Source organism: Cupriavidus gilardii, from assembly GCF_013314895.1.
Lineage (GTDB): Bacteria > Pseudomonadota > Gammaproteobacteria > Burkholderiales > Burkholderiaceae > Cupriavidus > Cupriavidus gilardii_C.
Genome location: NZ_JABTYE010000011.1, coordinates 102,396 through 126,277 on the forward strand (window position 1 = coordinate 102,396; position 23,882 = coordinate 126,277).

A 23,882-nucleotide genomic window follows, 5' to 3' on the forward strand; every position below is an offset into this window, starting at 1 on the left:
CCGGCGTCAGCCATGGCGGACGCCCTTGCCCTCTCCCCCGCCCCTCTCCCGCAAGCGGGAGAGGGGAGAAACGGTCGGCAAACTCAATGCGCGACCGGCACCTTGTCGATACCGCGCCGCAGCCCGGTATGGAAGAACAGGAAATTCATCAACGCCGCGGTGATGGCCCCCATCGCGACGCCGTTGCCCACCAGGATGCGGATGTTGGCCGGCACGCTGGCATAGATGCCTGGCACCAGAATCGGCAGCAGGCCGACCGCCAGCGCCACCGCGACGATGTACATGTTGGCGTGGTCGCGCAGATCCACCTTGCGCAGCATGTCGATGCCCATGGTGCCGACGATGCAGAACACGATCAGCCCGGTGCCGCCGACCACGGCTTCCGGAATCGCGGCGATCAGCGACGACACCGGCGCCAGCAGCCCGAACACGACGAGGATGCCGCCCGATACCGCGGTGACGAAGCGCGAGCGCACGCCGGTTGCTCGCACGATGCCGATGTTCTCGCCGCTGGTGATGATCAACGATGTCCCGAACAGGCCGCCGAGCAGCGACGTCAAGGCATCGCCGCGGATGGTGCGCGGCACGTCGCGCTGCTCGTCGATCGGCTTGCCGACCGCATCGCCGATCGCGATGGTCTGGCCAGTGGCCTCCACCATCGACACGATCGAGAACACCATCAGCGGAATCGCCGCGATCAGGTCGAACTTCGGCATGCCGAACGGCAAGGCCGACGGCAGCGCCAGCACGGGCCACAGCGACAGATGCTCGCTGTGGAAGGCGCCGATACCCACCGCCACCAGCGCCCCGCCGAGCAACCCCAGCAGGATCGCCAACTGCCCCAGCATGCCGGTCAGCACGCGCGAGAACAGCACGGTGAAGGCGATCGTCGCGAAGGCCAGCAACAGGTTCACCGGCATGCCGAAGCCCGGCGTCCCTGGCTGCCCGGCGATCAGCTTGCCCGATACCTGCGCCAGATTGATCGCCACCAGCAGCAGCATGGTGCCGACCACCGCCGCGGGGAAATAGCGCAGGCAGCGGCGAAATACCGGCAGCACCAGGAAATAGAACACCCCGGTCAGGATCACGGCGCCGGCGGCCGTCTGCACATCGGTCTGCTGCGCGATCAGGATGAACAGCACGATCGGCGCCCCGCCCGGCAGCATGATGAACGGCAACCGCGCGCCGATGCCCTTGGGCCCGAACGATTGGAGCAAGGTGCCCAGACCGCAGATGACGAAGGTCGCGCTGAGCAGCTGCATCGCCAGCGCGGGCGGAAAGTTGAGCGCCTTGCTCATCAGAAAGACCGAGGCGATCGGCGATGCGGCCATCACCAGTACATGCTGCATGCCGAAGGCGAACAGCCGCCGCCATGGCAATACCTCGTCGACGGCCGCGATTGCGGGTTGGGACATGGGGTCTCCTCCTGGGTGGAAAGCGGCGTCTATTGGTGCGCACGGTCGGTGCGCCGTGCCGCTGCGTCTATGCGCGCTTCTGTGCGTATTTCGCCGCCCAATGATGAAAAAGCACTTAACCAAAACGTTTTGGGTAGTCTATGCGAACGTCGGCGGGCATGCAAGCTGGCGGTCGAAACCAGCGGTATCGGCTGTGTTGCCCCGCCCTGCGCGACAGCGTGGACAAGCCGAGGGGGCAAGCGGGAGAAGGTCAGCCCTGCGACGCTCCGGCCGCGGTCGCATTCAGGCCCAGCGTGGACTTGAGCATCTCGTAGACCTGCCGCGTGGCCGGATTGATGACGTCGGGACGCATCCACAGGTAATACGCGACATCGGGCAGGCGCGGCATGCCGTCGTTCTCGCCGAGCACGCGCATATCGGGCCCGAGCAGCTCGATGCTGCGCGCGGTCACGCCCAGACCGGCGCGGATTGCCGCCTTGATGCCGATCAGATTGGGGGCCAGATAGCCCGGCCGCCACGGCACCTGCGCCAGTTCCAGCGCCTCCAGCGCCAGCCGGCGAAACAGGCTCGGTTCGTCGGCCAGGATCAGCGGCACCGGCCTGGAGACGTCGTGCACATAGTCCGCCGCGCAGATCCACACGGTCGGCGAGGTCCGCAGCACCACGCCCTCCAGCGTCGGATCGCTGCGTGTCGACAGCGTCAGATCGATCTCGCCGCGGCGCAGCGACTCCATCAGGAAGGGGCTGCGCCCTACATGGATTTCCAGCTGTAGCTTGGGCGAGCTGCGCGCGATATGCGCCAGCAGCGGCGGCAGCATGGTGTCGGCGATATCGTGCGGCGCGCCGATGCGCAGCGCCCCTTCCAGGTTGCCCTCGCGCAGCGCGCGCAGCGCCTCGTCGTTAATCGCCAGCATGTGCTTGGCATATTCGAGCAGCTTCTGCCCATGCGGCGACAGGCGCTTGCTGCGGCCATGCTTGTCGAACAGCGGCAGCCCGACCTGCTCCTCCAGCCGCTGCATCTGCTGGGTGACCGCGGACTGGGTCTTGTGGGTGGCCTCGGCGGCGGCCGCAAAGGTGGTGTGCTCGGCGATGGCGACCAGCGTCCGCAGCAGTTCCAGGTCGAGATGGCGCATGAACGATATATAAGGGATGCTTATATGATTGCGCAATATTCTAAGTTGTTCGGCCCGATCGCGTTCAGTACAGTGTGGCTCCAGACCCGTACCTTTCAGGAGTTGTTCGATGAGCCTCGCTCCAGCGCGCGCCGAAGCCCGTACCGCCGGCGTCCATCACGCCATTCAAAGCATTAAGGATATTGTTGAAAACAAGCCGCTGACGCGTGAGGCGCTGGATCAGGTGCTGACCGTGGTGAAGAGCCTGGCGGCTCATCGCGAATGGTGGAGCGAGGCGGATTTCGCGCCGCCCGAGGCCGGCGAGCGCCAGGCCCGCTATCTGATCAGCGAAGACCCGGACCAGCGCTATGCGCTCTATCTGAACGTGATGCGTCCGGGCAAACGGATTCCGCCGCATAACCACACCACCTGGGCCTGCATTGCCGCGGTCGAGGGTGAAGAAACCAACTACGTCTATCGCCGGCTGGACGACGGCTCGCAGCCCGGCGTCGGCCAGCTCGAAGAGGCCGGCACCGTGCCGGTCGGTCCGGGCGAAGGCATTGCGCTGATGCCGGACGACATCCACTCGGTCGAGATCCAGGGCGAGCAGGTCATCCGCCATCTGCACATGTATGGCCGCTCGCTCGAAACGCTGAAGGAACGCATCGCGTTCGACCTCGAGACCGGCCGCTATCAGGTGATGTCGGTCGGCGTGCAGACGCGCCGCTGATCCCGCGCGGACGTTCTCGAGCCGCGACAGATCGGCAGCAGCGCGTCGAGGACGGCCGCCACTTCCGTCTTGTCCCCCTCCCCTCGCCACGTATGGCTGTCCTCGGCCAGGGGAGCGTTTTGCCCGAATTCCGCCGGCCACCAGTGTCGCAACCGCTGGCCCATGAACCTGCAATGACCCCGCAATGACTCACTACGTAGACGCCCCGACCCTGAAGGCCTGGCTGCACGACGGCGCCGAGATCGCGCTGCTGGATGTGCGCGAGCACGGCCAGTACGGCGAATCGCATCTGTTCGTTGCCGTGCCGCTGCCCTACAGCCGCCTGGAGGTCGACATCGGCCGCCTGGTGCCGCGCCGAAGCGTGCGCGTGGTGGTCTACGACCATGACGAGAGCGTCGCCGTGCCGGCCGCCGCGGCATTGCACGCCGCCGGCTACACCGACGTGCATGTGCTGCGCGGCGGCACCGCGGCCTGGGCCGCGGCAGGCTATGCGCTGTTTGCCGGCGTCAACGTGCCATCGAAGACCTTCGGCGAGCTGGTCGAACACAAGCTGCATACGCCGCGCATCGGCGCGGAGCAGCTGCATGCGATGCAGGCGCGCGGCGACAAGGTGGTGGTGCTCGACGGCCGGCCGCTGTCCGAATACCGCAAGATGAATATCCCCGGCGCGATCTGCTGCCCGAACGGCGAGCTCGCCTACCGGCTGCGCGATCTGGTGCCCGACGACGACACGCCGATCGTGATCAATTGCGCGGGCCGCACACGCAGCATCATCGGCGCGCAGACGCTGATCAATCTGGGCGTGCCCAACCCGGTCTACGCGCTGGAGAACGGCACGCAGGGCTGGTATCTGGCCGATTACCAGCTCGAACACGGCAACGACCGGCACTATCCCGAGAAGACTTCCACGACGGATCTCGAACCGATGCGCGCCGCCGCGGCACGTGTGGCCGAACGCTACGGTGTCGATACCGTCGACGCTGGCACCGTGCAAGGCTGGGCGCGCGACACCACGCGCACGCTGTTCCTGTGCGATGTGCGCACGCCGGAAGAATTCGCGCGCGGCACGCTGCCCGGCGCGCAGCACACGCCCGGCGGCCAGCTGATCCAGGCTACCGATCAATACGTCGGCGTGCGCGGCGCGCGACTGGTGCTGTTCGACGACGACGGCGTGCGCGCGCCGGTGGTCGCGAGCTGGCTGCGGCAGCTGGGGCACGACGCCCATGTGCTGGCGGACGGCTTGCGCAGCGGCCTGGCGTTGACCGGGCTGACGCCGATGGCGCCCGCCGCGGCCGTGCTGCCGGCGCTGCCGACCGTCGATGCGGCGCGCCTGGCCCGCGCGCTCGACAGCGGCGAGATCGTCGCGATCGATTTGCGCGCCAGCATGGATTACCGCAAGGCCCACATCCCCCGTGCGCGCTGGTCGATCCGCCCGCGCCTGGCGCAGGCCGTGGCCAACGAGGCGCGCCCGCTGGTGCTGATCGCCGATCAGCCGGAGATCGCCGCCGCCGCTTCGCTGTCGCTGCCGGCGGAACAGCGGTCGCTGGCGCGCGTGCTCGACGGCGGCATGTCCGCGTGGAGAGCCGCCGGCTTGCCACTCACCGCCTCGCCGAACGAACCCGCCGACCGCGACTGCATCGACTACCTGTTCTTCGTGCACGACCGCCACGACGGCAACAAGGCCGCCGCCCGCCAGTACCTGGCGTGGGAAACCAATCTGATCTCCCAGCTCGATGCCGCGGAGCTGGGCAGCTACCGCCTGCCGTAGTACCCACCACGCCTGGAGGAGTCACCATGAAAAGAACCATATCCCTGTCGATGCTCGGCCTGCTGACCGCGGCGCAACTGACCGCGGCCCCGATCGCCACCGCCAGCGCGCAGCCGCTGGCGCCAGTCGGCGGCTATCCGAGCCAGCCGATCCGCTTCGTCTCGCCCTTCCCCGCCGGCGGCGGCAATGACGCGATCACCCGCATCGTCACCAACAAGCTGGCGGCCGTGACCGGACAGCCCGCGGTGGTCGACAACCGCGGCGGCGCCGGCGGCAATATCGGCGCGAAGCTGGTGGCCGAAACGAAGCCGGACGGCTATACGCTGCTGACCTCGCAGGTCTCGCTGATGGCGGTCAATCCAACGCTGTACTCGTCGGCCGGCTTCGATCCGATCAAGAGCTTCACGCCGATCACGCAGCTGAACGCCGCGCCGCTGGCCATCGTCGTGCCCGCCGAATCGCCGCTGAAGACCTTCGCCGATCTGGTCACGCAGGCCAGGGCCGAGCCGGGCAAGCTGACCTACGCGACGCCGGGCAACGGCACGCTGTCGCATCTGGTCGGCGTGGTACTCGACAAGGACCACAAGATCGCGCTGACGCACGTGCCCTACAAGGGCGCGGGGCCGGCCATCACCGACCTGCTCGGCGGCCAGGTGACGACGCTGATCACCTCGACCTCGTCGATCGCGGGCTTCGTGCAGAGCGGCAAGATGCGCGTGCTGGCGGTGACGAGCCCCAAGCGCCTGGGCGTGTTCGCCAAGGTGCCGACGCTCGATGAGCTCGGCTACAAGAACACCAGCTTCGAGGACTGGTACGGCATCTTCGCGCCGGCGGGCACCTCGCCGGAGCGCGTCGCCTATCTGCGCGCGTCGATCGCGCGGGTGCTGCAGTCCCCCGAGGTCGTCAAGCTGATCCACGACGGCGGCAGCGAAGTCGTCGCCAGCACGCCCGAGGCCTTCGCCGCGCAGCTCAACAGCGATATCGCGAAGTGGTCGCGCATCGTCAAGCTGTCGGGCGCGAAGATCGACTGATTGCCACCGCGCTCCGACGCCATGTCCCATTCCACCCTGCATTCGCCGCTGACCACGCTGATCCACGCCGGCAAGGCGCGCGATTACCCGGGCGGCCGTCCGGTCAATCCGCCGGTCGTGCGCAGCAGTACGGTGCTGTTCGACACCGTGGCGCAGCAGCGCGACGCGCGCGCACGACGTGGCGAGGAGCGCCTGTTCACCTACGGCGCCCGCGGCACGCCGACCAGCTTCGCCCTCGAGGACGCGGTCTGCGCGCTCGAAGGCGGCCATCGGACGCGGCTGTTCCCGACCGGGCTGGCGGCGATCGGCATGACGCTGCTGGCCTATCTGCGCCCGGGCGACCATGTGCTGATGGCCGACTGCGTCTACGAACCGGTGCGCCATCTGGCCAACACCTTCCTGCGCGACCACGGCATCCGCGTCGATTTCTACGCGGCCGACGGCAGCGATATCGAGGCCCGCATCGAGCCGGCCACGCGCATGCTGTACGCCGAATGTCCGGGCTCGCTGGTCTACGAGATGTGCGACCTGCGCCGGCTGTCGGCACTGGCGCAGCGGTACGGACTGCTGCTGGTGGCCGACAATACCTGGGGCTCCGGACTGCAATACCGGCCGCTGGCGCTCGGCGCCGATGTCTCGATCATGGCCGCGACCAAATACCTGTCGGGCCATTCCGACGTGATGATGGGCACGGTGACGACCACCGCGGATGCCTGGCAGCCGCTGTCCACACTGGCCGACAGCTTCGGCATCGCGGTCAGCCCCGACGACGCCTATCTGGTGCTGCGCGGCATCCGCAGCCTGGCGCCGCGGCTGGCGATGCACGAGGCCAACGCGCTGGCGGTGGCCGACTGGCTGACGCAGCGGTCCGAAGTCGCCACGGTGTTCTGCCCCGCGCTGCCGGATGATCCGGGCCATGCGCTGTGGCAGCGCGACTGCACCGGCACCAACGGCCTGCTTTCGTTCGAGCTGCGCGCGCACGATATTGCCGCCGCCGAGCGCTTCGTCGATGCGCTGACGCTGTTCGGCATCGGCGCCTCGTGGGGCGGCTACGAGAGCCTCGCCACGCTGTCCGACCTCAAGCGTGCGCGCAGCGTCGACGACTGGTCGGGCCGTGGCCCGATCGTCCGGCTGCATATCGGGCTGGAGGATCCGCGCGATCTGATTGCGGATCTCGAGCGGGGGTTGGCGGCGATGAGCCGATGAACTGCATGCCCGCCTCGCAACCGCCCGCCGTCGATCGCCCTAGATCCCCTTGATCGCCCTCGAGCGCGTTGAATCGCCCTGAATCCCCTTAAGCGCCCTCAATCACCCTTGTACCCCGAGGTCCGGACGATGGGCGTCCAATGTTCGCTCAGGCGCTTCCTGCGCTCGATCACCTGTGCCGGCGTTGATCCCGGCTGCGGCTCGTAGCCGATCGCGCGAATGCGCGCCTGCACGTCGGGCTGCGCGAGCACGGCGCGCATGGCCGTGTTCCAGCGCGCGATCTGCGCCGGCGGCGTACCGGCCGGCGCGTACAGCGCATAGCCGGAACTGGCCACCAGCGACGGGTAACCCTGTTCGCCAAACGTCGGCACATCGGGAAGCTGGCTGCTGCGCTGCCTGCCCGATACGGCCAGCACGCGCACCTTTCCTGCGCGGTGCTGCTCGACGAAGACGCCGAGCCCGTCGATCGCGGACCCGATCTGGTTGCCCACCAGATTGGTCACCATGGCGGGCCCACCCTGGAACGGCACGATCGACATGTCGACGCGGGTCTGCCGCGTGAAATCGAAGGCCAGGAAGTGCAACACTGACCCGAGCCCCGATACGCCCAGCGTGGCGGCGGCGGGATTCGCATGGGCGGCCTTCACGTAGTCGTCCAGCGTCCTGTACGGCGAACTGCCGCTGACCGCGATGCCATAGTCGAGCCCCGCTACCTCGGTGATCGGTGCGAAGTCTTTGTCTGGGTCGTACCGCAGATTGCGATAGACCAGCGGGGCAATGACCATCGTGTCGAACAGCGTCATCAGCACCGTATTGCCGTCAGGCGCCGCCTGCTTCAACCCTTCGGCGGCGACCCGGGTACTGGCGCCGGGGCGGTTTTCGACGATGACCGGCTGCTTCAGCTGGTCCTTCAGCCGGTCCACCAGCACGCGTGCCATCGCGTCGGCCGCGCCACCGGCGGGAAACGGAACGATAAAGCGGGCCGGCGCCTCGGCGCGGACCTGTCCCGGCGAGCCCAAACCCAGGACACAGCCCGCGGCCAGCGCGGAAATGGTGCCAATGGCGCGACGGCGCCCTGCTCGTGTTGCATTGCTCGACATGCTCGGTCTCCCCCTTGTCGTGTTCTCAAACAACGCGCGGTCCGGCCGGCAGGCCGCGGACCCCTCGACGATCTTTCGCGGATCCTTCGCGGGCCCTTTACCGACCCTTGCGGAGCCCTTCCCGGACCCTTCGCCGATTCGCGCATCGGATCGGTGGCGCGCTCCTGCGGCGACGCCAGGTCATCATGGTCAAGCCCGGCGGGAATGTCGAATCACGGTTCTGAATGCGCCATCACGAATCCGAAATGGCGGGATGGCGAGGCGGTGCCGCATGATGGCGATGCGTATTTCCACCGACTCATCGTCACGATCCATGTCCCTGTCATCGCCCTGCCGCCTCTCGACCACCGTTGTTCCGCCACGGCCGCATGCCGCGCCAAGCCGCCCGATCGCTTCCGCCGATATCGCTGTCGTCGGCGCCGGCATCGTCGGGCTGTGCATCGCGCTATCGTTGCGGCGCCTGGGCCGCGAGGTGGTCCTCTACGACGCGTTGCCCCCCGGCGGCGGCGCGTCGTTCGGCAATGCGGGCCTGATCAGCGTCGACAGCTGCATACCGATCGCGCTGCCCGGTATGGTATGGCAGCTGCCGAAGTGGCTGCTCGACCGGCATGGGCCGCTCGCGATCCATCCGCCGCGGCTGCTGGCCGCCGCGCCATGGTTGCGGGCATGGGTGCGTGCCAGCCGTCCGCGGCAGGTCGAGCATGCCTCGCGTGCACTGCGCGCATTGCATGCGCCGGCGCTCGACGGATATCGCGAACTGCTGGGTGACGCCGCGGCCGGCGCGGTGATTCACACCCGAGGCCAACTGCACCTGTGGTCGGCCCAGCGCCCGCCATCGCGCGCCGATCGGCTCGTCGCGCGGTTGCGGCAGGAGCAGGACGTGGCCACGGAGCCGTTGACGCAGGCCCAGTTGAAGGCCCTGATTCCGGACCTGGCCGATCACGTTCGAGGCGGCATCCGCTTTCCGCGGCATGCACACGCGATCGATCCGCAGCGGCTGACGCAGGCGCTGGCCAGCCAGTTCGAACGGGAAGGCGGCAAGATCCGCCTGCGCCGAGTCCAGCGGCTGCAACCTTGCGACGACGGCGGCTTCCGGCTGTGGACGCACCAGGGCGACGACCGTGCCGATCGTGTGGTGGTGGCGGCCGGCGCCTTCTCCGGGGAATTGCTCGACCCGCTGGGCGTGCGCCTGCCGCTGGAGGCCGAACGCGGCTATCACGTGCAATTGCCGAACCCGGGCGTGACGGTGCCGGTGCCCTTCATCTACAGGGATCAGGCGGTCGCCGTTACGCCGATGGAGGGCGGCCTGCGCTTTGCAGGCACTGTCGAAATCGCCGGGCTGCGCCATCCGCCCGACGAGCGCCGCACCGAAGCGATCCTGGCCACCGCGCGCAGGTTGTTTCCCGGCATCGATACGCGTGGCGCGAGCGTCTGGCTCGGCTTGCGCCCTTCCACGCCGGACAGCGTGCCGATCATCGACGAGCTGCGCTCGCATCCGGGCCTGTATGTCGCCTGTGGTCATGGGCACACCGGATTGACCGGCGCGCCGATGACCGGCCGGCTGATGGCCGCGCGCGTGGCCGGCGTGCCGTGCGCGCTCGATCCTTCGCCCTACCGGCTCTCGCGCTTTTCCTGAGTCCCCATCTGCAGCAGGATGTCTCGCGCCAGGTCGATCAGCGCGCGCGGCTGCAGTTCCTGCGTCCGCGATTTCAGCCAGTAGGCGCGGTACGACAGCCGGCGCGACGACGACAGCGGCAGCACGCTCAGGCGGGAAGCCCCGAACAGCTGCGCCGGCAGGCCATCGAACAGCATGAAGCCCAGCCCCTCGGCCACCATGCCGCACGCCGAGATGGCCGCGGGACACTCGGCGACCGGTACCGGCATGGCGCCGCAAGGTTCGAAAAGACGCTCGACCACGTCCTCGATGCCTTCGATCCGGGACAGCGAGATCATCGGCTCATCGAGCAACTGGCTGGGCTCCACCACCGCCTGGCGCGCCAGACGATGGCCAGGCGGCAGGTAGCAAACCATCGGCAGTTCGGCCAGCAGTTCGCTCTCGACCCCCGGGATATCCGGCACCTCCAGCGCGAAGCCGATGTCCGCCTTGCGCGAGCCGATCAAGGCGGCTACATGGTGCGCGACGCGGGAATGCACCGAGAAAAAGATATCGGGGTACTGCCGCGCATAGGTGGCGGCGAGTCGCGGCAGCACGGTCGCGCCAAAGGCCGGCGTGCACGCGATCGAAATGCGCTGGCGCTGGCCTTGCCCGATGCGCTCGCAGAAGGCGTTGATCGCATCGAGGCCGATGAAGGACTTCTCGATTTCCTCGAACAGCATGTCGGCACCGGGCGTCGGCACCAGCCGCCCGCCACGGCGATCGAACAGCAGGAAGCCAAGGCGCTCCTCGGCGTCGCGCAGCACGTTGCTGATGGCCGGTTGCGTGACATGCAGGCGGGTGGCCGCGCCCGTCACCGACCCGGTCAGGATGATCGCGTGGACCGTTTCGATATGGCGGAAACTGAGTTTTCTTCGCATGACGGTACCGGGAAATGGCCGGTGGCCCGCTGCCTGCGGCCGGGCCGGCGTGGGGCCACATGGTAGATGCCGGTGACCGCCATCACAATAGAGGGGAATCCCGGCGCAAGCCTATTCCTCTGCGTCCGGATTGTCTTGCAGCGTGCCCGTACCCCCAAAGTCCTTGAAGGCGTTTCTCAACGCCATCGCAAGATCTTCGACGATCTGCGGGTCCTGCAATACCGGAAATTCCTTGCGCAGCTTGTTTGACAGCACGCCACGGTTGTCACGTACCGAGCGAATGATTCGATCGATATCGGCGTCGGGCCCGTCGATGATGTCCTTGACCATGCGCCGGGCAAAGGTCCATTCGCGCAACACGTCGGCTTCCCTGCGCATCTCCCGATGGATTGTCCGGTCAATGACCCAGGCCATGTATTCCGCTTGCGCGGTCAGATCGGGGAAACGCCAGGCATGTAGCGCATCGTCATATGCATGGAATTCGAAATTCGATTCGATGCCGTCCTCGTACTTCCGACGAACATCCTTGAAGGCATACCGGTCGCTATAGCGCGCCATCAGCGGCGCGGAGAACGCTTCGAGGACTTCGTCATACCGGACCACGTTCTGTGGCTTCTCGGTAATGACAGCGGAAATCGGCAGGACGAAGGGCTTGGGCACGGCACCGTCGCGCCGTAGAACGTCATTGACCAGGAAGCGATGGATACGGCCATTGCCATCGGCCAACGGGTGGATGAACACGAAACCAAACGCTGCCGCACCCGCTCGGACGACGGGAGACTTGCCAATCGTCTTTTCCAGAAACGCGTCCACTCCCGCAAGCATGCCCGGCACCCGTTCCCAATGGGGCGCAACGTAATGAACGATCTGTTCATACTGGTGCGTTTCGCCGACGAAGACCGGCGAGCTGCGCAAGCCAAAGCGCAATAGCGTGCTCCGGTCGCTGATGATTTCCTGTTGCAGTTCAGCAAGCGTTGCGGGACTCAGCAGCTGAGGGTATTGGCCGATGCGGCGCTCCATGACCGCCGCAAAACGACGAATGCGATCCCGCTGATCCTGTTCGTGTTCGATGGCGAAGCTGGCACGGCTTTCCTTGATCGTCAGCCAGACCGCGCTGCGCATCAGCACGTCGTGGCCGAATTCGGCATTCAGTTCCTCCAGCTGGGCGGCACAGTCGTATTGCTCAGCGGCCCGGATGGTGTCGGTGCGCCGTACGAGCGGGCAAAACTCTCGGGTGCCCGGCAAGTTGTCGCGAACGCGCCAGCGTGGATTGTTGATCGGACGGGCGGCGGCGAAGTAGTCGTCCGAACCGATCGCGTCCACGTAGTTGCCTGCGGTGGCCACGCACGCATCCGGAAGCTTCCGTCCGGTCAGCCATTCGTAAAGAAATCCGGCCCGTCGTGCATACTGGCCGGTGCGTTCCTGCGCCAACCACGCAGACAGCTCTTCGACGGGCAAGACCTCGAAGAGCCGGGACAGGAATTCCAGGTGCACCCCTTCGTGCCGAAGCGCATACGAAAGTTGTCCGCGAAGGGTCAGAGGCTGAGCCGCCGTTGCCGGGTATATTTCCTGCACCCGGCCGTCCGCGACGACGGTACGCCGGGCGGGGCCAAACGCGCTGGTGATCTGGAAATGCTGGACCGGGGTCACTCCATAGTGATCCGATAGCCACTTATATCCTAATGACTGGGCTGCCACTCGCGCTCCTAGCGTTTAAACGCACCTGTTTACCGATTAAATATAGCCCACTTTTAGAAAAAGTATTTAAACATCACATTTCAATGATCCCACGGCGTTCACCGGGTCAGTTTTCGCCCGCCGACGACGCGCGTCATGCGGTCCTCAGAACGGCGTTTTTCGGGTGGGCTCGGCAAAGCAGGTAAACTACCGCCCGTTCGCCGCACCGCGGTCGACCCGGAACATGCCTTCACCGTCCGCCCTGCCATAGCGGGAACGACGCGCGAGGTGGGCGCCGGCGAACCCAGCCCCCGGGCCTTCGGGCCCACTCTCGCGGCGCCGGACCGTCCGGCACCGCACAGGCTTGCCCGGCTCCACTGCCGGCATTCGCCGCCAGCAAGGCAACGTCGCCCACTTCGACCTTCGCCCGGGACGCGCGCCACCGCGCCGATCCCGATGACGACCCGCGTGCCCGCGCGGGACTGGTACCGCAGGCCATCGGCCTGACGGATTCGCCGGCGCGCCACGCGCCGGGCGGGTCCGACCTCGGAGGACAATCCATGAAGAAGACAGCCAGCCCCTGGCTGCTGGCGGCCGGGCTGTTGCCCGTCGCCGCTTTCCCCGCCGCCGCACAAGCCGAGCCCGGCGTCACGCTGTACGGCATCGTCAGCTCGGCGGTGCGCTACACCTCGAATCTCGACGGCCATCACAACGACCAGGCCGCGCTGGTCTCCGGCGGCATGGTCGGCAGCCGCTTCGGCCTGAAGGGTGACGAAGACCTCGGCGGCGGCAACCACGCGATCTTTCAGCTCGAAGCCGGCGTCGGCAGCGACGACGGCCGCCTCGGCTACAACGCGTTCTTCGGGCGGCAAGCCTATGTCGGCCTCAAGGGCCACTGGGGCAGCCTGACCTTCGGGCGCCAGTACAACGCGCTGAACAATATCGGCTGGGCCTTCAATCCGCTCGACCAGGGCTGGGGCAATTTCTGGTCGGACCCGCTGTACCTGGGCGGCGACATCTTCATCCAGGATTACCGCATCAACAACAGCGTGGTCTACCAGCACACGATTGGCCCGCTGACCGTGCAGCTCGACTACGGAGCGGGCGAGCAGCCAGGCAGCATGGTCCGCGGCACCACGCTCGGCGGCGGCGCGCTGTACCAGCAAGGCGCGATCGCGTTCGGCGTAGCGTACGACCAGCGCAAGAATGACGATGGCACCGGCACGGTGCGCAACTACACGGTCGGCGGCTCGTATGCATTCGGCAAGGCCAAGGCGTTCGTCGGGCATATGGGCCGGCGCGAATCCGCCAACGATGCGCGCCATGCGATCGCCTTCGCGGGCCTGGGCTACCAGCTGACGCCGGCGCTGCATCTGTCGGGCGCCTACTACCGTTACTGGCAGAACGGCAACGTCGCCACGCAGTTCCAGGACGTGCCGGTGCCGCTGGGCAGCGGCAACGCCGACAGCATCGCGGTGGTCGCCGATTACGCGCTCTCGAAGCGCACCCATGTCTACGTCGAGGCCGATGCCGCGCGCGCACGCGGGGGCGCGGTCGGTCGCGAGACCGAGTACTGGGCCGGCACGCCCGCGCTCGATGTCGACAGCACCACGCGCATCGGCGTGATGGTCGGCATGCGCCATCACTTCTGAGGGCTCTGGGCGCCGCGCTGGCCGCGGAACAGCAGCCAGCGCTCGATGCCCTCGAAGACGCCCTGCGCCAGCAGGGCAAGCAAGGCCGAGGGGATCGCACCGGCCAGCAGCAGCGTGTCGTCGTTGAGCGCAAGGCCGGTGGCGATGCGTTCACCATAGCCGCCGGCGCCGACGAAGGCGGCGACGGTCGCCGTGCCTACGCTGATCACGACCGCGGTCTTGATGCCGGCCAGAATGACTGGCAGCGCCAGCGGCAATTCCACATGACGCAGGCACTGGCGGCCGGTCAGCCCCAGCGCACGGCCCGCATCGGACAGGCCGGCCGGCACCTGCTGCAGCCCCGTGCAGGTATTGCGCACGATCGGCAGCAAGGCGTAGAGAAACAGCGCGACCATCGCTGGCCACAGCCCGATGCGGCCAAGCAGCGGAATCAGCCCCGCCAGCAGCGCGAGCGACGGCACCGTCTGCAGCATGCCGGCGACGGCCAGCACCGCCTGCCCCAGCCGTCGACGGCGCGCCGCGACGACGCCCAGCGGCACGCCGACCACCACCGCGGCGCCGACCGCGCCGGCCACCAGCGCCAGATGCTGGCGCGTCAGCCGCCAGGTATCCGGCCCCAGCAAGGCCCCGAGCAGCCCCGCCCGCTTGTCGGCCGAGTCGTCCGCGGCGGCGCCATCGCCCGCCAGAAAGCGCCGCGCCACCGAGGCAAAGCTGGCACCGTCCAGTTCCGCCTGCGCGTTCATCGCAATCATCCGCTCGCCGTCGATGCGGCCCTCGAGGCCGGCGATCGCGCGCCATGCTGCCGGATGGCGCCGGGGCACATCGAGCCGGTACAGCACGATGGCGTCGTAGCGCGGAAACACCTGGCGATCGTCTTCCAGCACGCGCAGCCGATAGGCGCGGATCTTGGCGTCGGTCGAATAGATGTCGATCGCATCGACCTGTCCGGCCGCCAGGGCTTCGTAGGCGATGCCGTGGTCGAGTCCGACCGGCTGCTGCGGCAAACCGTACCGGCTGGCCAGCGTGGGCCAGCCGTCGGCGCGGCCGAGAAATTCATGCGACAGGCCCAGCCGCAGCGCTGGCGCCTGCGCCAGGTCGGACAGCGTGCGCAAATTGGCAGGCGCCGCGGTGGCTTGCGGCCCCTTGCCGCTCTCGCCGCGCACCGCAATCGCATAGGCGTTCTGGAACCCCAACGGCACCGCTGCGCCCAGGCCCAGCGGCGCCAGCGCGGCGTGGATCTGCGCCAGCGTGGCGGTGGCCGGCAGCCGGAGCAGCTCGGCGGCGACCGTGCCGGTGTAGTCGGGATACAGGTCGATGCTGCCGGCACGCAGCGCGGCGAAGACGATCGCGGTATTGCCCAGGCCGGCGAGATGCCGGGCGGGACCGGCCGTCGCCGCGGTCTGCATCAAAACCTCGCCGAGGATGTAGGACTCGGTGAAACGCTTCGAGCCGATCTTCAACGGGGTGTTGCCCGCCGACGGATCGCCCTGCGCCCAGCCAAGGGGCGGCACGCCGCAGATCAGCAGCAGCGCCGCCATCAAGCCCCACAGCGGCCCCGACCTCAGACCCGACCTCAGACCCGACCTCAGACCCGACAGGCGGCCGAACAGCGGGCCGAAGAACCGGCCGCATGACTCCCTCATCCCTTCTCTCCAGGCGCACGATCGGCCCATGATAGCGACCCGCCGCCCGCGCGCGCCCTCGGGCAAGCCATGTATCCAGGCGCGGGCGTAGAAGCGTATGCCGAAATAGTATTTGCCTTTGGCATCATAAGCGCGCAAGAATGCGATATATGCATAGTCCCCGGGCAGCCCGTCCGCGCCCTTGCAGCTCGACCGCCACTGGATGGCCATCCGATCCTTCATCAAGCCCATGGAAATCCGCCAGCTCGAAGCCTTCGCCGCAGTAATGTCGACCGGCAGCATGACTGCCGCCGGCCGTCTGCTCGGCCGTTCGCAGCCGGCGATCACGCGCGCGATTCAGGAACTGGAAAGCGAACTCGGCTTTGCGCTGTTCGCCCGTAGCGGACCGCGCGTCAGTCCGACCGAGCGCGGTTTTCTGCTGTACGAGGAAGTCGAACCGGTGCTGCTCGGCATGCAGCAGATCCGCGCCAGCGCCGCGGTCATCGGCCGCGAAGGTAGCCGCTCGCTCAATGTGGTAGCGACGCCGGCCTTGGCCGCCGGGCTCGTGCCGGCCGCGCTGGCCGCCGATCCGGCGCTGCCGGCGCAGATTCATCTGCACAGCGCCTCGCCGGAGAAGGTCGTGCACGCGGTATTGACGGGCGCGGCCGAAGTGGGCGTCACCAGTCTGCCGCTGGAGCATCGCGGCGTGGCGGTGCACTGGATCGGCGAGGTGCAATGCGTGGCGGCGCTGGCGGCCGACGATCCGCTGGCGGCCGCCGATACCGTGCCGCTGGCCGCCTGCGCCGAGCGGCCACTGGTCACGATGCAGAACCCCTACCGGCTGCGCCAGCTGCTAGACCGCGCGCTCGAGCGCGCCGGCATCACCGTGCCGCGCCGGATCGATACCAACACCTCGCTGAACGCGCTGGCGCTGGTGCGCGCCGGGCTCGGGCTCGCCGTGCTGGAACCAGTCACGGCCTATGGCTTCCCGGTCGACGGCGTGGCCGTGCGGACGATCGACGTGCCGATCCCTTTCCACTTCTGCGTGATCACGCCGCAGGGACGGCCGCCGACGCCGGCGGTGCAGAGCCTGACCGAACAACTGGCGCTGGCCGCGGCGCGCCTGCTGCCCGGCTTCACGCGGCGCGACGCGCGCGATGGCGACACCTTGGCGATGCAGTACCAGGCGGGCCCTGACAGCGGCCACGACAGTCACCACGACCGTCGCGTCCCGTCCGAATCCGGCGCCCAGGGTGCACGCGCGCGCCGGCAGCCCGCCCTGTCCCGACAGAACGATTGAATTCTCTAGACGTGCCATCGATGTCCACGACCCAATCCGCCCTTCCCCCTGCTCCCCCCGGCCTGCCCGCGCTGGAAGCCCGTCTGCGCCAGGACCTCGTCTGGCTGGACCTGCCCGCCAAGCCGTGGGTACCGCCGCGCGAGTTCGACGGTGCGGCAGTGCTCGACGTCGCCATCATCGGCGGCGGCATGGCCGGCCTCGCCGCCAGCGCGACGCTAAAGCATCTCGGTATCCGCGCCCGCATCTTCGACCGTGCGCCAGCGGGTTTCGAAGGCCCTTGGGCCACCACCGCGCGCATGGAAACGCTGCGCTCGCCCAAGCAGCTGACCGGCCCCGCGCTGGGCCTGCCGGCGCTGACCTTCCGCGCCTGGTACGAGGCGCAGTTCGGCACGGCGGCATGGGACGCGCTCGACAAGATTCCGCGGCTGCAATGGATGGACTATCTGCGCTGGTATCGGCAGGTGCTCGGCCTCGACGTGGCCAACGAGCACACCGTCGACACCGTGCTGCCGCGCACGGACGGCCTGGTCGAACTGCAGATGACGACGCCCGCCGGTCCGCAGCGCGTGATGGCACGGCGCGTGGTGCTGGCCACCGGCCGCGACGGGCTCGGCGGCGCGCAGGTGCCCGCCTTCGCGCAACACCTGCCGCGTCATCTGTGGGCGCATTCGTCCGATCCGATGGATTACCGCGTGCTGCGCGGCAAGCGCGTCGGCGTGGTCGGTGCCGGCGCGTCGGCGATGGACAGCGCGGCCACCGCGCTCGAAGCGGGCGCGTCCAGCGTCGACCTGCTGATCCGCCGCGCCGAGATCCCGCGCATCAACAAGAGCAAGGGTTCGGGCAATCCCGGGCTGACGCACGGCCACTACGGCCTGCCCGACCAGTGGAAATGGCGGCTGCGCCATTACATCAACAGAGAACAGGTGCCGCCGCCGCGCGGCAGCACGCTGCGCGTCTCGCGCCACGACAATGCGCGCTTCCATGTCGGCTGCCCGATCGAGGCCATCGAAGTTCGCGACGACACGCTGCGCGTGCGCACCGCCAAGGGCGTGTTCGAGCTCGACTTCCTGCTGCTGTCGACGGGCTTCCGCGTCGATTTCGGCGCGCGGCCGGAGTTCTCCGCGATTGCCTCTCACATCCGGCTGTGGCGCGACCGCTTCCAGCCGCCCGCCGGCCAGGACGACCAGGAACTGAGCGATTCGCCCGACCTGGGCCCGGCATTCGAATTCCAGGAGAAGACGCCCGGCGCCTGCCCCGGCCTGTCGCGCGTGCATTGCTTCTGCTATCCCGCCGCGCTGTCGCACGGCACGATCTCCGGCGATATCCCGGCCATCAGCGACGGCGCCCGCCGGCTCGGCCAGGGCATCGCCGCGCTGCTGTACCAGGAAGACGTCGAGACGCATTTTGCCGCGCTTCAGGCCTATGCCGAGCCGGAGCTCTACGGCGACGAATGGACGCCCGCGCCGCCCCCTTCGCAGCCGAGCGAATGAACGCCGCTTTCTTCCGCTGACCGCTTACCTTTCCAGCCTGACACCATGACTGCTTCTTCGACTCAAGCCAACGCCACCGCCGAACTGGACCTGATCGACCGCCTCGCCGGCCTTGCCGCCGGCAGCGACACGCATGCGCTGCGCCATCGGCGCGACAAGGTCGCCGTCGCCACCGAGGGCAGCTATCGGGCGCTGTTCGATCCGGCCTTGCCGGGTCTGACGCTGACCGAACGGCTCGCGGTTGCGCTGTACGCATCGCGCCTGACGCCGTCGGCCGAACTGGCTGCGCACTATCTGGATCGTCTGCAGCAGGCCGGCGCCGATGCGGCGACGGTAGCCGCGCTCGACGGTACCCGTCTCGATGGCGTCGCCAATGCGCGGCTGCGCGCGATGCTCGCCTTCACGCAGAAGCTGATCGAGAAACCGGTCGAGGGCGATCGCGCCGCGCTGCTGAGCCTGCCGGCCGCCGGCCTGTCGACGCCAGAGGTGGTGACGCTGGCGCAGCTGATCGCCTTCCTGTCGTATCAGGCGCGGCTGGTAGCGGGCCTGCGCGCGTTGAGCGGCGCCTCGCAAGGGCTGGCACTGCCCAGCGACCAGGCGCCCGCCGCAGCGGCCACGACCAGGCCCGGCGACACCATCCGCATCAACGGCTTCACCAACGAAGTGCTGGACTGGAAGGCGTGGCTCGACGTGGTGCCGGTCGATCGCGCGACGCCCGAGCAGATCGCGGTGCTGGAGGAAAGCCATCCGAAGGCGAAGGTGTCGGACTATTACCTGTTCCTGGTGCACCAGCCGGAAATCCTGCGGCAGCGTTCGGCGGCGTTCAACGCGATCATGTACGCGCCCGGCGGCATGGCGCGCGCCGAGCGCGAACTGGCGAGCACCGTGGTGTCGTGCGTCAATGGCTGCGTCTACTGTGCGTCGGTCCATGCGCAGCGCTTCGAACAGCTGGCCAAGCGCAACGACGCGATCGCCCAGGTCTTCGACAATCCGCGCACGGCGGGCACCTCTGCACGCGAACGGGCGATCGCGCGCTTCTCGGTGGCGCTGACCGAGCACCCGGACCGCGTCGGCGCGGCCTCGCTGGCGGCACTGCGCGAGGCGGGCCTGAGCGACGCCGAGATCCTCGACGGCATTCACGCCATCGCGATCTTCGCGTGGGCGAACCGGTTGATGCTCAATCTGGGCGAGCCGGTGGTGGCAGTGCAGGCGTAAGGGGTCGCTGGGCAACTCCTGCCCTCTCCCCGACCCTCTCCCGCAAGCGGGAGAGGGAGAAGACCGACGGTACTTTTTTGCTCCCGTCGCCCGCTTGCGGGAGAGGGGCCGGGGGAGAGGGCAAGCGGCGCCTGCCGACCTCCACCGCCAGCGCCCTACTCCTGCCCCCCAGGCGCCAGCACGTCGCGTGCGCCATTGCGCCCCATCGGCGAAACCAGTCCCGCGACTTCCATCTGTTCGATCAAACGCGCCGCGCGGTTGTAGCCGATGCGCAGATGGCGCTGCACCGCCGAGATCGACGCGCGGCGCGACGTCAGCACGAAGGCCGCAGCCTCGTCGTACAGCGGGTCCGCCTCGGCATCGCCGCCGGGTCCGTCGCCGAACAGATCGCCGCCACCGGCCTCGGCCGGATCGGGCGCCAGAATCGCATCGTCGTAATCGGGCTCGCCGAACTGCTTCCAGTGCTCCACCACCCGGTGCACTTCGTCGTCGCCGGCGAAGGCGCCGTGCACCCGTTGCGGATAACCCGTGCCCGGCGGCAGGAACAGCATGTCGCCCTGCCCCAGCAGGCTCTCGGCGCCCATCTGGTCCAGGATCGTGCGCGAGTCGATCTTCGACGAGACCTGGAACGCAACGCGCGTCGGGATATTGGCCTTGATCAGGCCGGTGATCACGTCGACCGACGGCCGCTGCGTGGCCAGAATCAGATGGATGCCAGCCGCGCGCGCCTTCTGCGCCAGCCGCGCGATCAGTTCCTCGATCTTCTTGCCGGCCACCATCATCAGGTCGGCCAGCTCGTCGATGACCACCACGATCAGCGGCAGCGTCGACAACGGCTCGGGCGCATCCGGCGTCAGCGAGAAGGGATTGCGGACCTTGTCGCCGGCCGCCTCGGCGGCGCGGATCTTCTGGTTGTAGCCGGCCAGATTCCGCACGCCGAGCGCCGACATCAGGCGATAGCGTTTCTCCATCTCGCCGACGCACCAGTTCAGCGCGTGCGCGGCCTGCTTCATGTCGGTGACCACCGGCGCCAGCAGATGCGGAATGCCCTCGTAGACGGATAGCTCCAGCATCTTCGGGTCGATCATGATCAGCCGCACATCGTCCGGCGTGGCCTTGTACAGCATCGACAGGATCATCGCGTTGATCGCCACGGACTTGCCCGAGCCGGTGGTGCCGGCCACCAGCAGGTGGGGCGCGCGCGCCAGATCGGTGACCACCGGATTGCCGGTAATGTCCTTGCCCATCGCCAGCACCAGCCGCGAGGCATGGGCCTGGAACGACGAGGCGGCGACGATCTCGGACAGGCGGATCATCTCGCGGCGGGCATTGGGCAACTCCAGCCCCATGCAGGTCTTGCCGGGAATCGTCTCCACCACGCGGATCGAGCTGACGCCGAGCGCGCGCGCCAGATCCTTCATCAGGCCGACCACCTGCGCGCCGCGCACGCCCATCGCCGGCTCGACCTCGAAGCGCGTGATCACCGGACCGGCCGACGCGCCGACGACCGACACCGGCACCTTGAACTCGGCCAGGCGCTGCGCGATCAATTCGCCGGTTTCGGCCAGATGCTGCTCGGAGACCTGCTCGGCGTGTTCGACCGCCGGCTCCAAAAGGTCGATGCCCGGCAAACGGTAGTCGACGATGCGCGGCGGCGGCGGTGGGGCAATCGGGGGAGCCGTGACGACGACTGCGGCGGGTTTCGCCGCGGCATTGGCGGCGGCGGACTGTGCGGGGACTTCGATCGGCACGGCGCGGCCGACCACGGCCGGCACCACGATCCGGGGCTTTTGCGCCGGCGCCGGCGCCGGGGCCGGCTCGGGTTCGGGTTCGGATTCCGGTTTGGGTTCCGGCTCCGGTTCGGGTTCGGGCTCCGGTTCGGATTCGGGTTCGGCATCATGCCGGGCCGCGGGCTCCGGCAGCGGATCGTCCGCCGGCACGTCGATGGCGTGCGGCACGGCCTCGACCTCGACCTCGACCTGGGCCTCAGCCTCAGCCTCAGCCTCAGCCTCAGCCTCAGCCTCAGCCTCAGCCTCAGCCTCAGCCTCAGCCTCAGCGTCGGCGTCGGCGTCGGCGTCCCGATTCGGTTGCGCGATACTCGCCGCCTCTTCCACCCCGCCCAGCGCGCGCAATTCCGCGAGCAAGGCCTGCGCCTCGGCGCGGATCGCCTCGTACGCGGCGGCTTGTTGCGCGTCGTCGGCCGCATTGCTTTGTTGCAGGTCGACCGGCGCGGCCAGGTGTTCCGTTTCGACCGTGACATCGGACAGCGCAGCAACGCCCTGCTCCGCGACCGGCGCGGGTGCGGAAGATTCGGCAGACGCGGCAGCCGCTGCCACGCCGCTGCGATTCATCGGCGCAGCGGTTGTCGCCGTTGGTTGCGATTGCGGTTGCGGCTGAGGTTGAGGTTGAGGCTGAGGTTGGGATTGAGGCCGGGGCTGTGCCGCTGGCAGCGTCGTGATCGCATTGCGCAACCCCAATTGCGGCTGATGGAAAGGGCTCGCAACGACGGTGGCGCGCAATTGCCCGCGCGAGGAAGCAGAGGCGGCAGCGGACGCGGTCGACGCGGAGGCAGCCGTCGGGACAACGCCTGTCGGTCGCGAGACCGTCGACGCAGCCTCCCTGACCGACGCGGGCTTCTGCCCGTGCGGTGCTGGCGCAGAAGCAGGCCCGGACGGCGCCGGTTTGAGCGTACGGGCGGGCTGCGTGGCATGCAGCCAGATTTCGCCCGGCTGGGGCGGCGATACGCGCGTGCGCGGCGGCGGTTGCCACGCCGGAGCGCGCCGTGCCGACACTGCCTCGATGCCCTTGTGCCGCGCGGCGGGTCGCCGCGCGCTGTCATCGCCGACCGGCGTCCAGCGCGTTGCCGCCGGGGCGGGCATGGAGGCCTCGCGCACCGGCCGCGCGGCAGCGGGCACCGCGTCATCGGCGGCATCCGCCGCCGCGGCATGGCGCCGCGGCTTGCGCGCAAACAGGCTAGGCCAGGTTTCGCCGAACACCATTGGCGCGGCCAGCGCCAGCACACCGAGCATCAGCAGCAGCGCGCCGGTCCAGCCGAACAGGTCGGCCGCGATGCCGGCCACCCCTGCCCCGGCGGCTCCCCCTGAGGACGTCGTGGGCTCGCCGTCAGGCGAAGCCGACGAATGCGAGGTCAGCGCTTCGAGCGCCGCGCTCGCGCACAGCGTCAGCGCACTGCCAAGCCAGACGCGCAGCGTGCCGGGCCCGGAAAACACCGGCTGTCCCGCCAGCATGCGCGCCACCATGCGCCACGCCAGCGGCAATAGCCAGAAGGTCGACAATCCGAACCAGCCCAAACCCATATCGCTACGCCATCGAAAAAACCACGGGCAGCGATTGTAGCGGTTATGCAGCCGGTGCCGGCCCTGCAACAGCCAAAAAACGCCGCACGCGGCGTATCAATTCAGCGGGCCGCCCGCTCCGCCGACGCTGAAGCGGCCCGCGCCGAGCAGCATCACCGCGACAGCTGCACCGAGGAACATGCCCTGCAGCTCCAGTTCCCAGCCGCCGCTCTTGTTCAGCATGCCAAGCTGGTGCATATGGACCAGGCCGATCGCGAACAGCATGTTGATGACGATCACCAGCGCCGCGGCGCGCGTCCACAGACCGATGATCAGCAGCACGGGCGCCAGCACTTCGCCGATGTAGACCCCATAGGCCAGCACCGACGGCAGCCCCGCCTGGTCGACCATCTGCGCGATGTTGCCTGGGCCACTGATGACCTTGGCGATGCCGTGCAGCAGGATCAGTATGCCCAGCACGATGCGAAGCACCGCCTTGCCAAGATCCTGCGAACCATGAGTAGCAGCCATCGATGTCACTCCTTCGGTGTTGTCGCGAGCGGATCGGGAAGATCGGTCCCGCGGTTTCGCCCCGGGTTGAAAGCGCGCCGGCCGTGTCTCCCGGCGCGCAGTTTGTTGTAGGCGCCTTGCGCAGCACGCGCAACGCCCCTGTACCTTAGCTCCGGTTCGCGTGGAGGTAAAGCCGCAAATGCGTCCCGAGCCCTTGCTGTGCG

Annotated in this window: 17 protein-coding genes; 9 read left to right on the forward strand and 8 right to left on the reverse strand. The window is 68.3% G+C overall.

Annotated features, from left to right (window positions below; all coding sequences use genetic code 11):
- Window positions 1-83: 83 nt before the first annotated feature.
- Window positions 84-1,415: a uracil-xanthine permease family protein gene (locus tag HTY53_RS12915; protein ID WP_174106925.1), complete on the reverse strand. Its 1,332-nt coding sequence runs from the start codon at window positions 1,413-1,415 to the stop codon at window positions 84-86.
- A gap of 250 nt (window positions 1,416-1,665) precedes the next feature.
- The gene (locus tag HTY53_RS12920; RefSeq protein WP_174106926.1) at window positions 1,666-2,547 is read right to left on the reverse strand and encodes a LysR substrate-binding domain-containing protein; all 882 of its coding nucleotides are present in this window, start codon (window positions 2,545-2,547) and stop codon (window positions 1,666-1,668) included.
- Between the two features lie 109 nt (window positions 2,548-2,656).
- Between HTY53_RS12920 and HTY53_RS12925 the strand changes: the two genes are divergently transcribed.
- The 4 genes from HTY53_RS12925 to metC all read left to right on the forward strand — a co-directional run bounded on the left by HTY53_RS12925 (window position 2,657) and on the right by metC (window position 7,261).
- The gene (locus tag HTY53_RS12925; protein WP_174106927.1) at window positions 2,657-3,256 is read left to right on the forward strand and encodes a cysteine dioxygenase family protein; all 600 of its coding nucleotides are present in this window, start codon (window positions 2,657-2,659) and stop codon (window positions 3,254-3,256) included.
- A gap of 184 nt (window positions 3,257-3,440) precedes the next feature.
- Entirely contained in the window at window positions 3,441-5,024 is a 1,584-nt protein-coding gene (locus HTY53_RS12930) for a rhodanese-like domain-containing protein (protein WP_174106928.1), read from the forward strand.
- A gap of 50 nt (window positions 5,025-5,074) precedes the next feature.
- Window positions 5,075-6,055 (forward strand): Bug family tripartite tricarboxylate transporter substrate binding protein, encoded by a 981-nt coding sequence (locus tag HTY53_RS12935; RefSeq protein ID WP_174106994.1) that lies wholly within the window; start codon window positions 5,075-5,077, stop codon window positions 6,053-6,055.
- A gap of 21 nt (window positions 6,056-6,076) precedes the next feature.
- Entirely contained in the window at window positions 6,077-7,261 is a 1,185-nt protein-coding gene (gene metC / locus HTY53_RS12940; protein ID WP_174106929.1) for a cystathionine beta-lyase, read from the forward strand.
- Window positions 7,262-7,359: 98 nt separating this feature from the next.
- Here metC and HTY53_RS12945 read toward each other — a convergent pair whose 3' ends face one another.
- Window positions 7,360-8,361 (reverse strand): tripartite tricarboxylate transporter substrate-binding protein, encoded by a 1,002-nt coding sequence (locus HTY53_RS12945; RefSeq protein ID WP_174106930.1) that lies wholly within the window; start codon window positions 8,359-8,361, stop codon window positions 7,360-7,362.
- On the opposite strand from HTY53_RS12945, the gene HTY53_RS12950 reads away from it, so the two are divergent.
- Window positions 8,360-9,997, forward strand: coding sequence for an NAD(P)/FAD-dependent oxidoreductase (locus tag HTY53_RS12950; RefSeq protein ID WP_254599940.1), 1,638 nt, complete (start codon window positions 8,360-8,362; stop codon window positions 9,995-9,997). The two genes, HTY53_RS12945 and HTY53_RS12950, sit on opposite strands and share 2 nt — an antisense overlap.
- On the opposite strand, the gene HTY53_RS12955 is transcribed toward HTY53_RS12950, so the two are convergent.
- Entirely contained in the window at window positions 9,973-10,896 is a 924-nt protein-coding gene (locus HTY53_RS12955) for a LysR substrate-binding domain-containing protein (RefSeq protein ID WP_174106932.1), read from the reverse strand. The two genes, HTY53_RS12950 and HTY53_RS12955, sit on opposite strands and share 25 nt — an antisense overlap.
- A gap of 111 nt (window positions 10,897-11,007) precedes the next feature.
- Window positions 11,008-12,546, reverse strand: a complete 1,539-nt coding sequence (locus tag HTY53_RS25040) for a Fic family protein (protein ID WP_238512090.1) — start codon at window positions 12,544-12,546, stop codon at window positions 11,008-11,010.
- Between the two features lie 587 nt (window positions 12,547-13,133).
- On the opposite strand from HTY53_RS25040, the gene HTY53_RS12965 reads away from it, so the two are divergent.
- Window positions 13,134-14,225 (forward strand): porin, encoded by a 1,092-nt coding sequence (locus HTY53_RS12965; protein WP_174106934.1) that lies wholly within the window; start codon window positions 13,134-13,136, stop codon window positions 14,223-14,225.
- Here the strand turns inward: HTY53_RS12965 and HTY53_RS12970 are convergent.
- Window positions 14,216-15,763, reverse strand: a complete 1,548-nt coding sequence (locus HTY53_RS12970) for an ABC transporter permease/substrate-binding protein (protein ID WP_254599942.1) — start codon at window positions 15,761-15,763, stop codon at window positions 14,216-14,218. The genes HTY53_RS12965 and HTY53_RS12970 overlap by 10 nt on opposite strands.
- A 334-nt stretch (window positions 15,764-16,097) precedes the next feature.
- On the opposite strand from HTY53_RS12970, the gene HTY53_RS12975 reads away from it, so the two are divergent.
- Genes HTY53_RS12975 through HTY53_RS12985 form a run of 3 tightly spaced genes read left to right on the forward strand, consistent with a single transcriptional unit; the run spans window position 16,098 to window position 19,852 of the window.
- On the forward strand, window positions 16,098-17,147 hold the full coding sequence (locus tag HTY53_RS12975) for a LysR family transcriptional regulator (protein ID WP_174106996.1): 1,050 nt from the start codon (window positions 16,098-16,100) through the stop codon (window positions 17,145-17,147).
- Between the two features lie 20 nt (window positions 17,148-17,167).
- Entirely contained in the window at window positions 17,168-18,637 is a 1,470-nt protein-coding gene (locus HTY53_RS12980; RefSeq protein ID WP_174106935.1) for an NAD(P)-binding domain-containing protein, read from the forward strand.
- A gap of 45 nt (window positions 18,638-18,682) precedes the next feature.
- A complete protein-coding gene (locus HTY53_RS12985) occupies window positions 18,683-19,852 on the forward strand; it encodes a CMD domain protein (RefSeq protein ID WP_174106936.1) in 1,170 nt (389 codons plus the stop codon).
- 155 nt (window positions 19,853-20,007) lie between these two features.
- Here the strand turns inward: HTY53_RS12985 and HTY53_RS12990 are convergent, their stop codons facing one another.
- Both HTY53_RS12990 and HTY53_RS12995 read right to left on the reverse strand, forming a co-directional pair.
- Complete coding sequence (locus HTY53_RS12990) at window positions 20,008-23,169, reverse strand: DNA translocase FtsK (RefSeq protein WP_174106937.1); 3,162 nt, start codon at window positions 23,167-23,169, stop codon at window positions 20,008-20,010.
- Between the two features lie 96 nt (window positions 23,170-23,265).
- A complete protein-coding gene (locus HTY53_RS12995; RefSeq protein WP_174106938.1) occupies window positions 23,266-23,679 on the reverse strand; it encodes a DoxX family protein in 414 nt (137 codons plus the stop codon).
- Window positions 23,680-23,882: the final 203 nt, after the last annotated feature.

Bases quoted from the DNA above. Each gene is read 5' to 3' on its own strand.
- HTY53_RS12955 (WP_174106932.1), bottom strand. From the start codon at position 10,896: ATGCGAAGAAAACTCAGTTTCCGCCATATCGAAACGGTCCACGCGATC.
- HTY53_RS12990 (WP_174106937.1), bottom strand. From the start codon at position 23,169: ATGGGTTTGGGCTGGTTCGGATTGTCGACCTTCTGGCTATTGCCGCTG.
- HTY53_RS12975 (WP_174106996.1), top strand. From the start codon at position 16,098: ATGGAAATCCGCCAGCTCGAAGCCTTCGCCGCAGTAATGTCGACCGGC.
- HTY53_RS12915 (WP_174106925.1), bottom strand. From the start codon at position 1,415: ATGTCCCAACCCGCAATCGCGGCCGTCGACGAGGTATTGCCATGGCGG.
- HTY53_RS12920 (WP_174106926.1), bottom strand. From the start codon at position 2,547: ATGCGCCATCTCGACCTGGAACTGCTGCGGACGCTGGTCGCCATCGCC.
- HTY53_RS12950 (WP_254599940.1), top strand. From the start codon at position 8,360: ATGCTCGGTCTCCCCCTTGTCGTGTTCTCAAACAACGCGCGGTCCGGC.
- HTY53_RS12970 (WP_254599942.1), bottom strand. From the start codon at position 15,763: ATGGCGGCGCTGCTGCTGATCTGCGGCGTGCCGCCCCTTGGCTGGGCG.
- HTY53_RS12985 (WP_174106936.1), top strand. From the start codon at position 18,683: ATGACTGCTTCTTCGACTCAAGCCAACGCCACCGCCGAACTGGACCTG.
- HTY53_RS12980 (WP_174106935.1), top strand. From the start codon at position 17,168: ATGTCCACGACCCAATCCGCCCTTCCCCCTGCTCCCCCCGGCCTGCCC.
- metC (WP_174106929.1), top strand. From the start codon at position 6,077: ATGTCCCATTCCACCCTGCATTCGCCGCTGACCACGCTGATCCACGCC.
- HTY53_RS12925 (WP_174106927.1), top strand. From the start codon at position 2,657: ATGAGCCTCGCTCCAGCGCGCGCCGAAGCCCGTACCGCCGGCGTCCAT.
- HTY53_RS12995 (WP_174106938.1), bottom strand. From the start codon at position 23,679: ATGGCTGCTACTCATGGTTCGCAGGATCTTGGCAAGGCGGTGCTTCGC.
- HTY53_RS12930 (WP_174106928.1), top strand. From the start codon at position 3,441: ATGACTCACTACGTAGACGCCCCGACCCTGAAGGCCTGGCTGCACGAC.
- HTY53_RS12945 (WP_174106930.1), bottom strand. From the start codon at position 8,361: ATGTCGAGCAATGCAACACGAGCAGGGCGCCGTCGCGCCATTGGCACC.
- HTY53_RS12935 (WP_174106994.1), top strand. From the start codon at position 5,075: ATGCTCGGCCTGCTGACCGCGGCGCAACTGACCGCGGCCCCGATCGCC.
- HTY53_RS12965 (WP_174106934.1), top strand. From the start codon at position 13,134: ATGAAGAAGACAGCCAGCCCCTGGCTGCTGGCGGCCGGGCTGTTGCCC.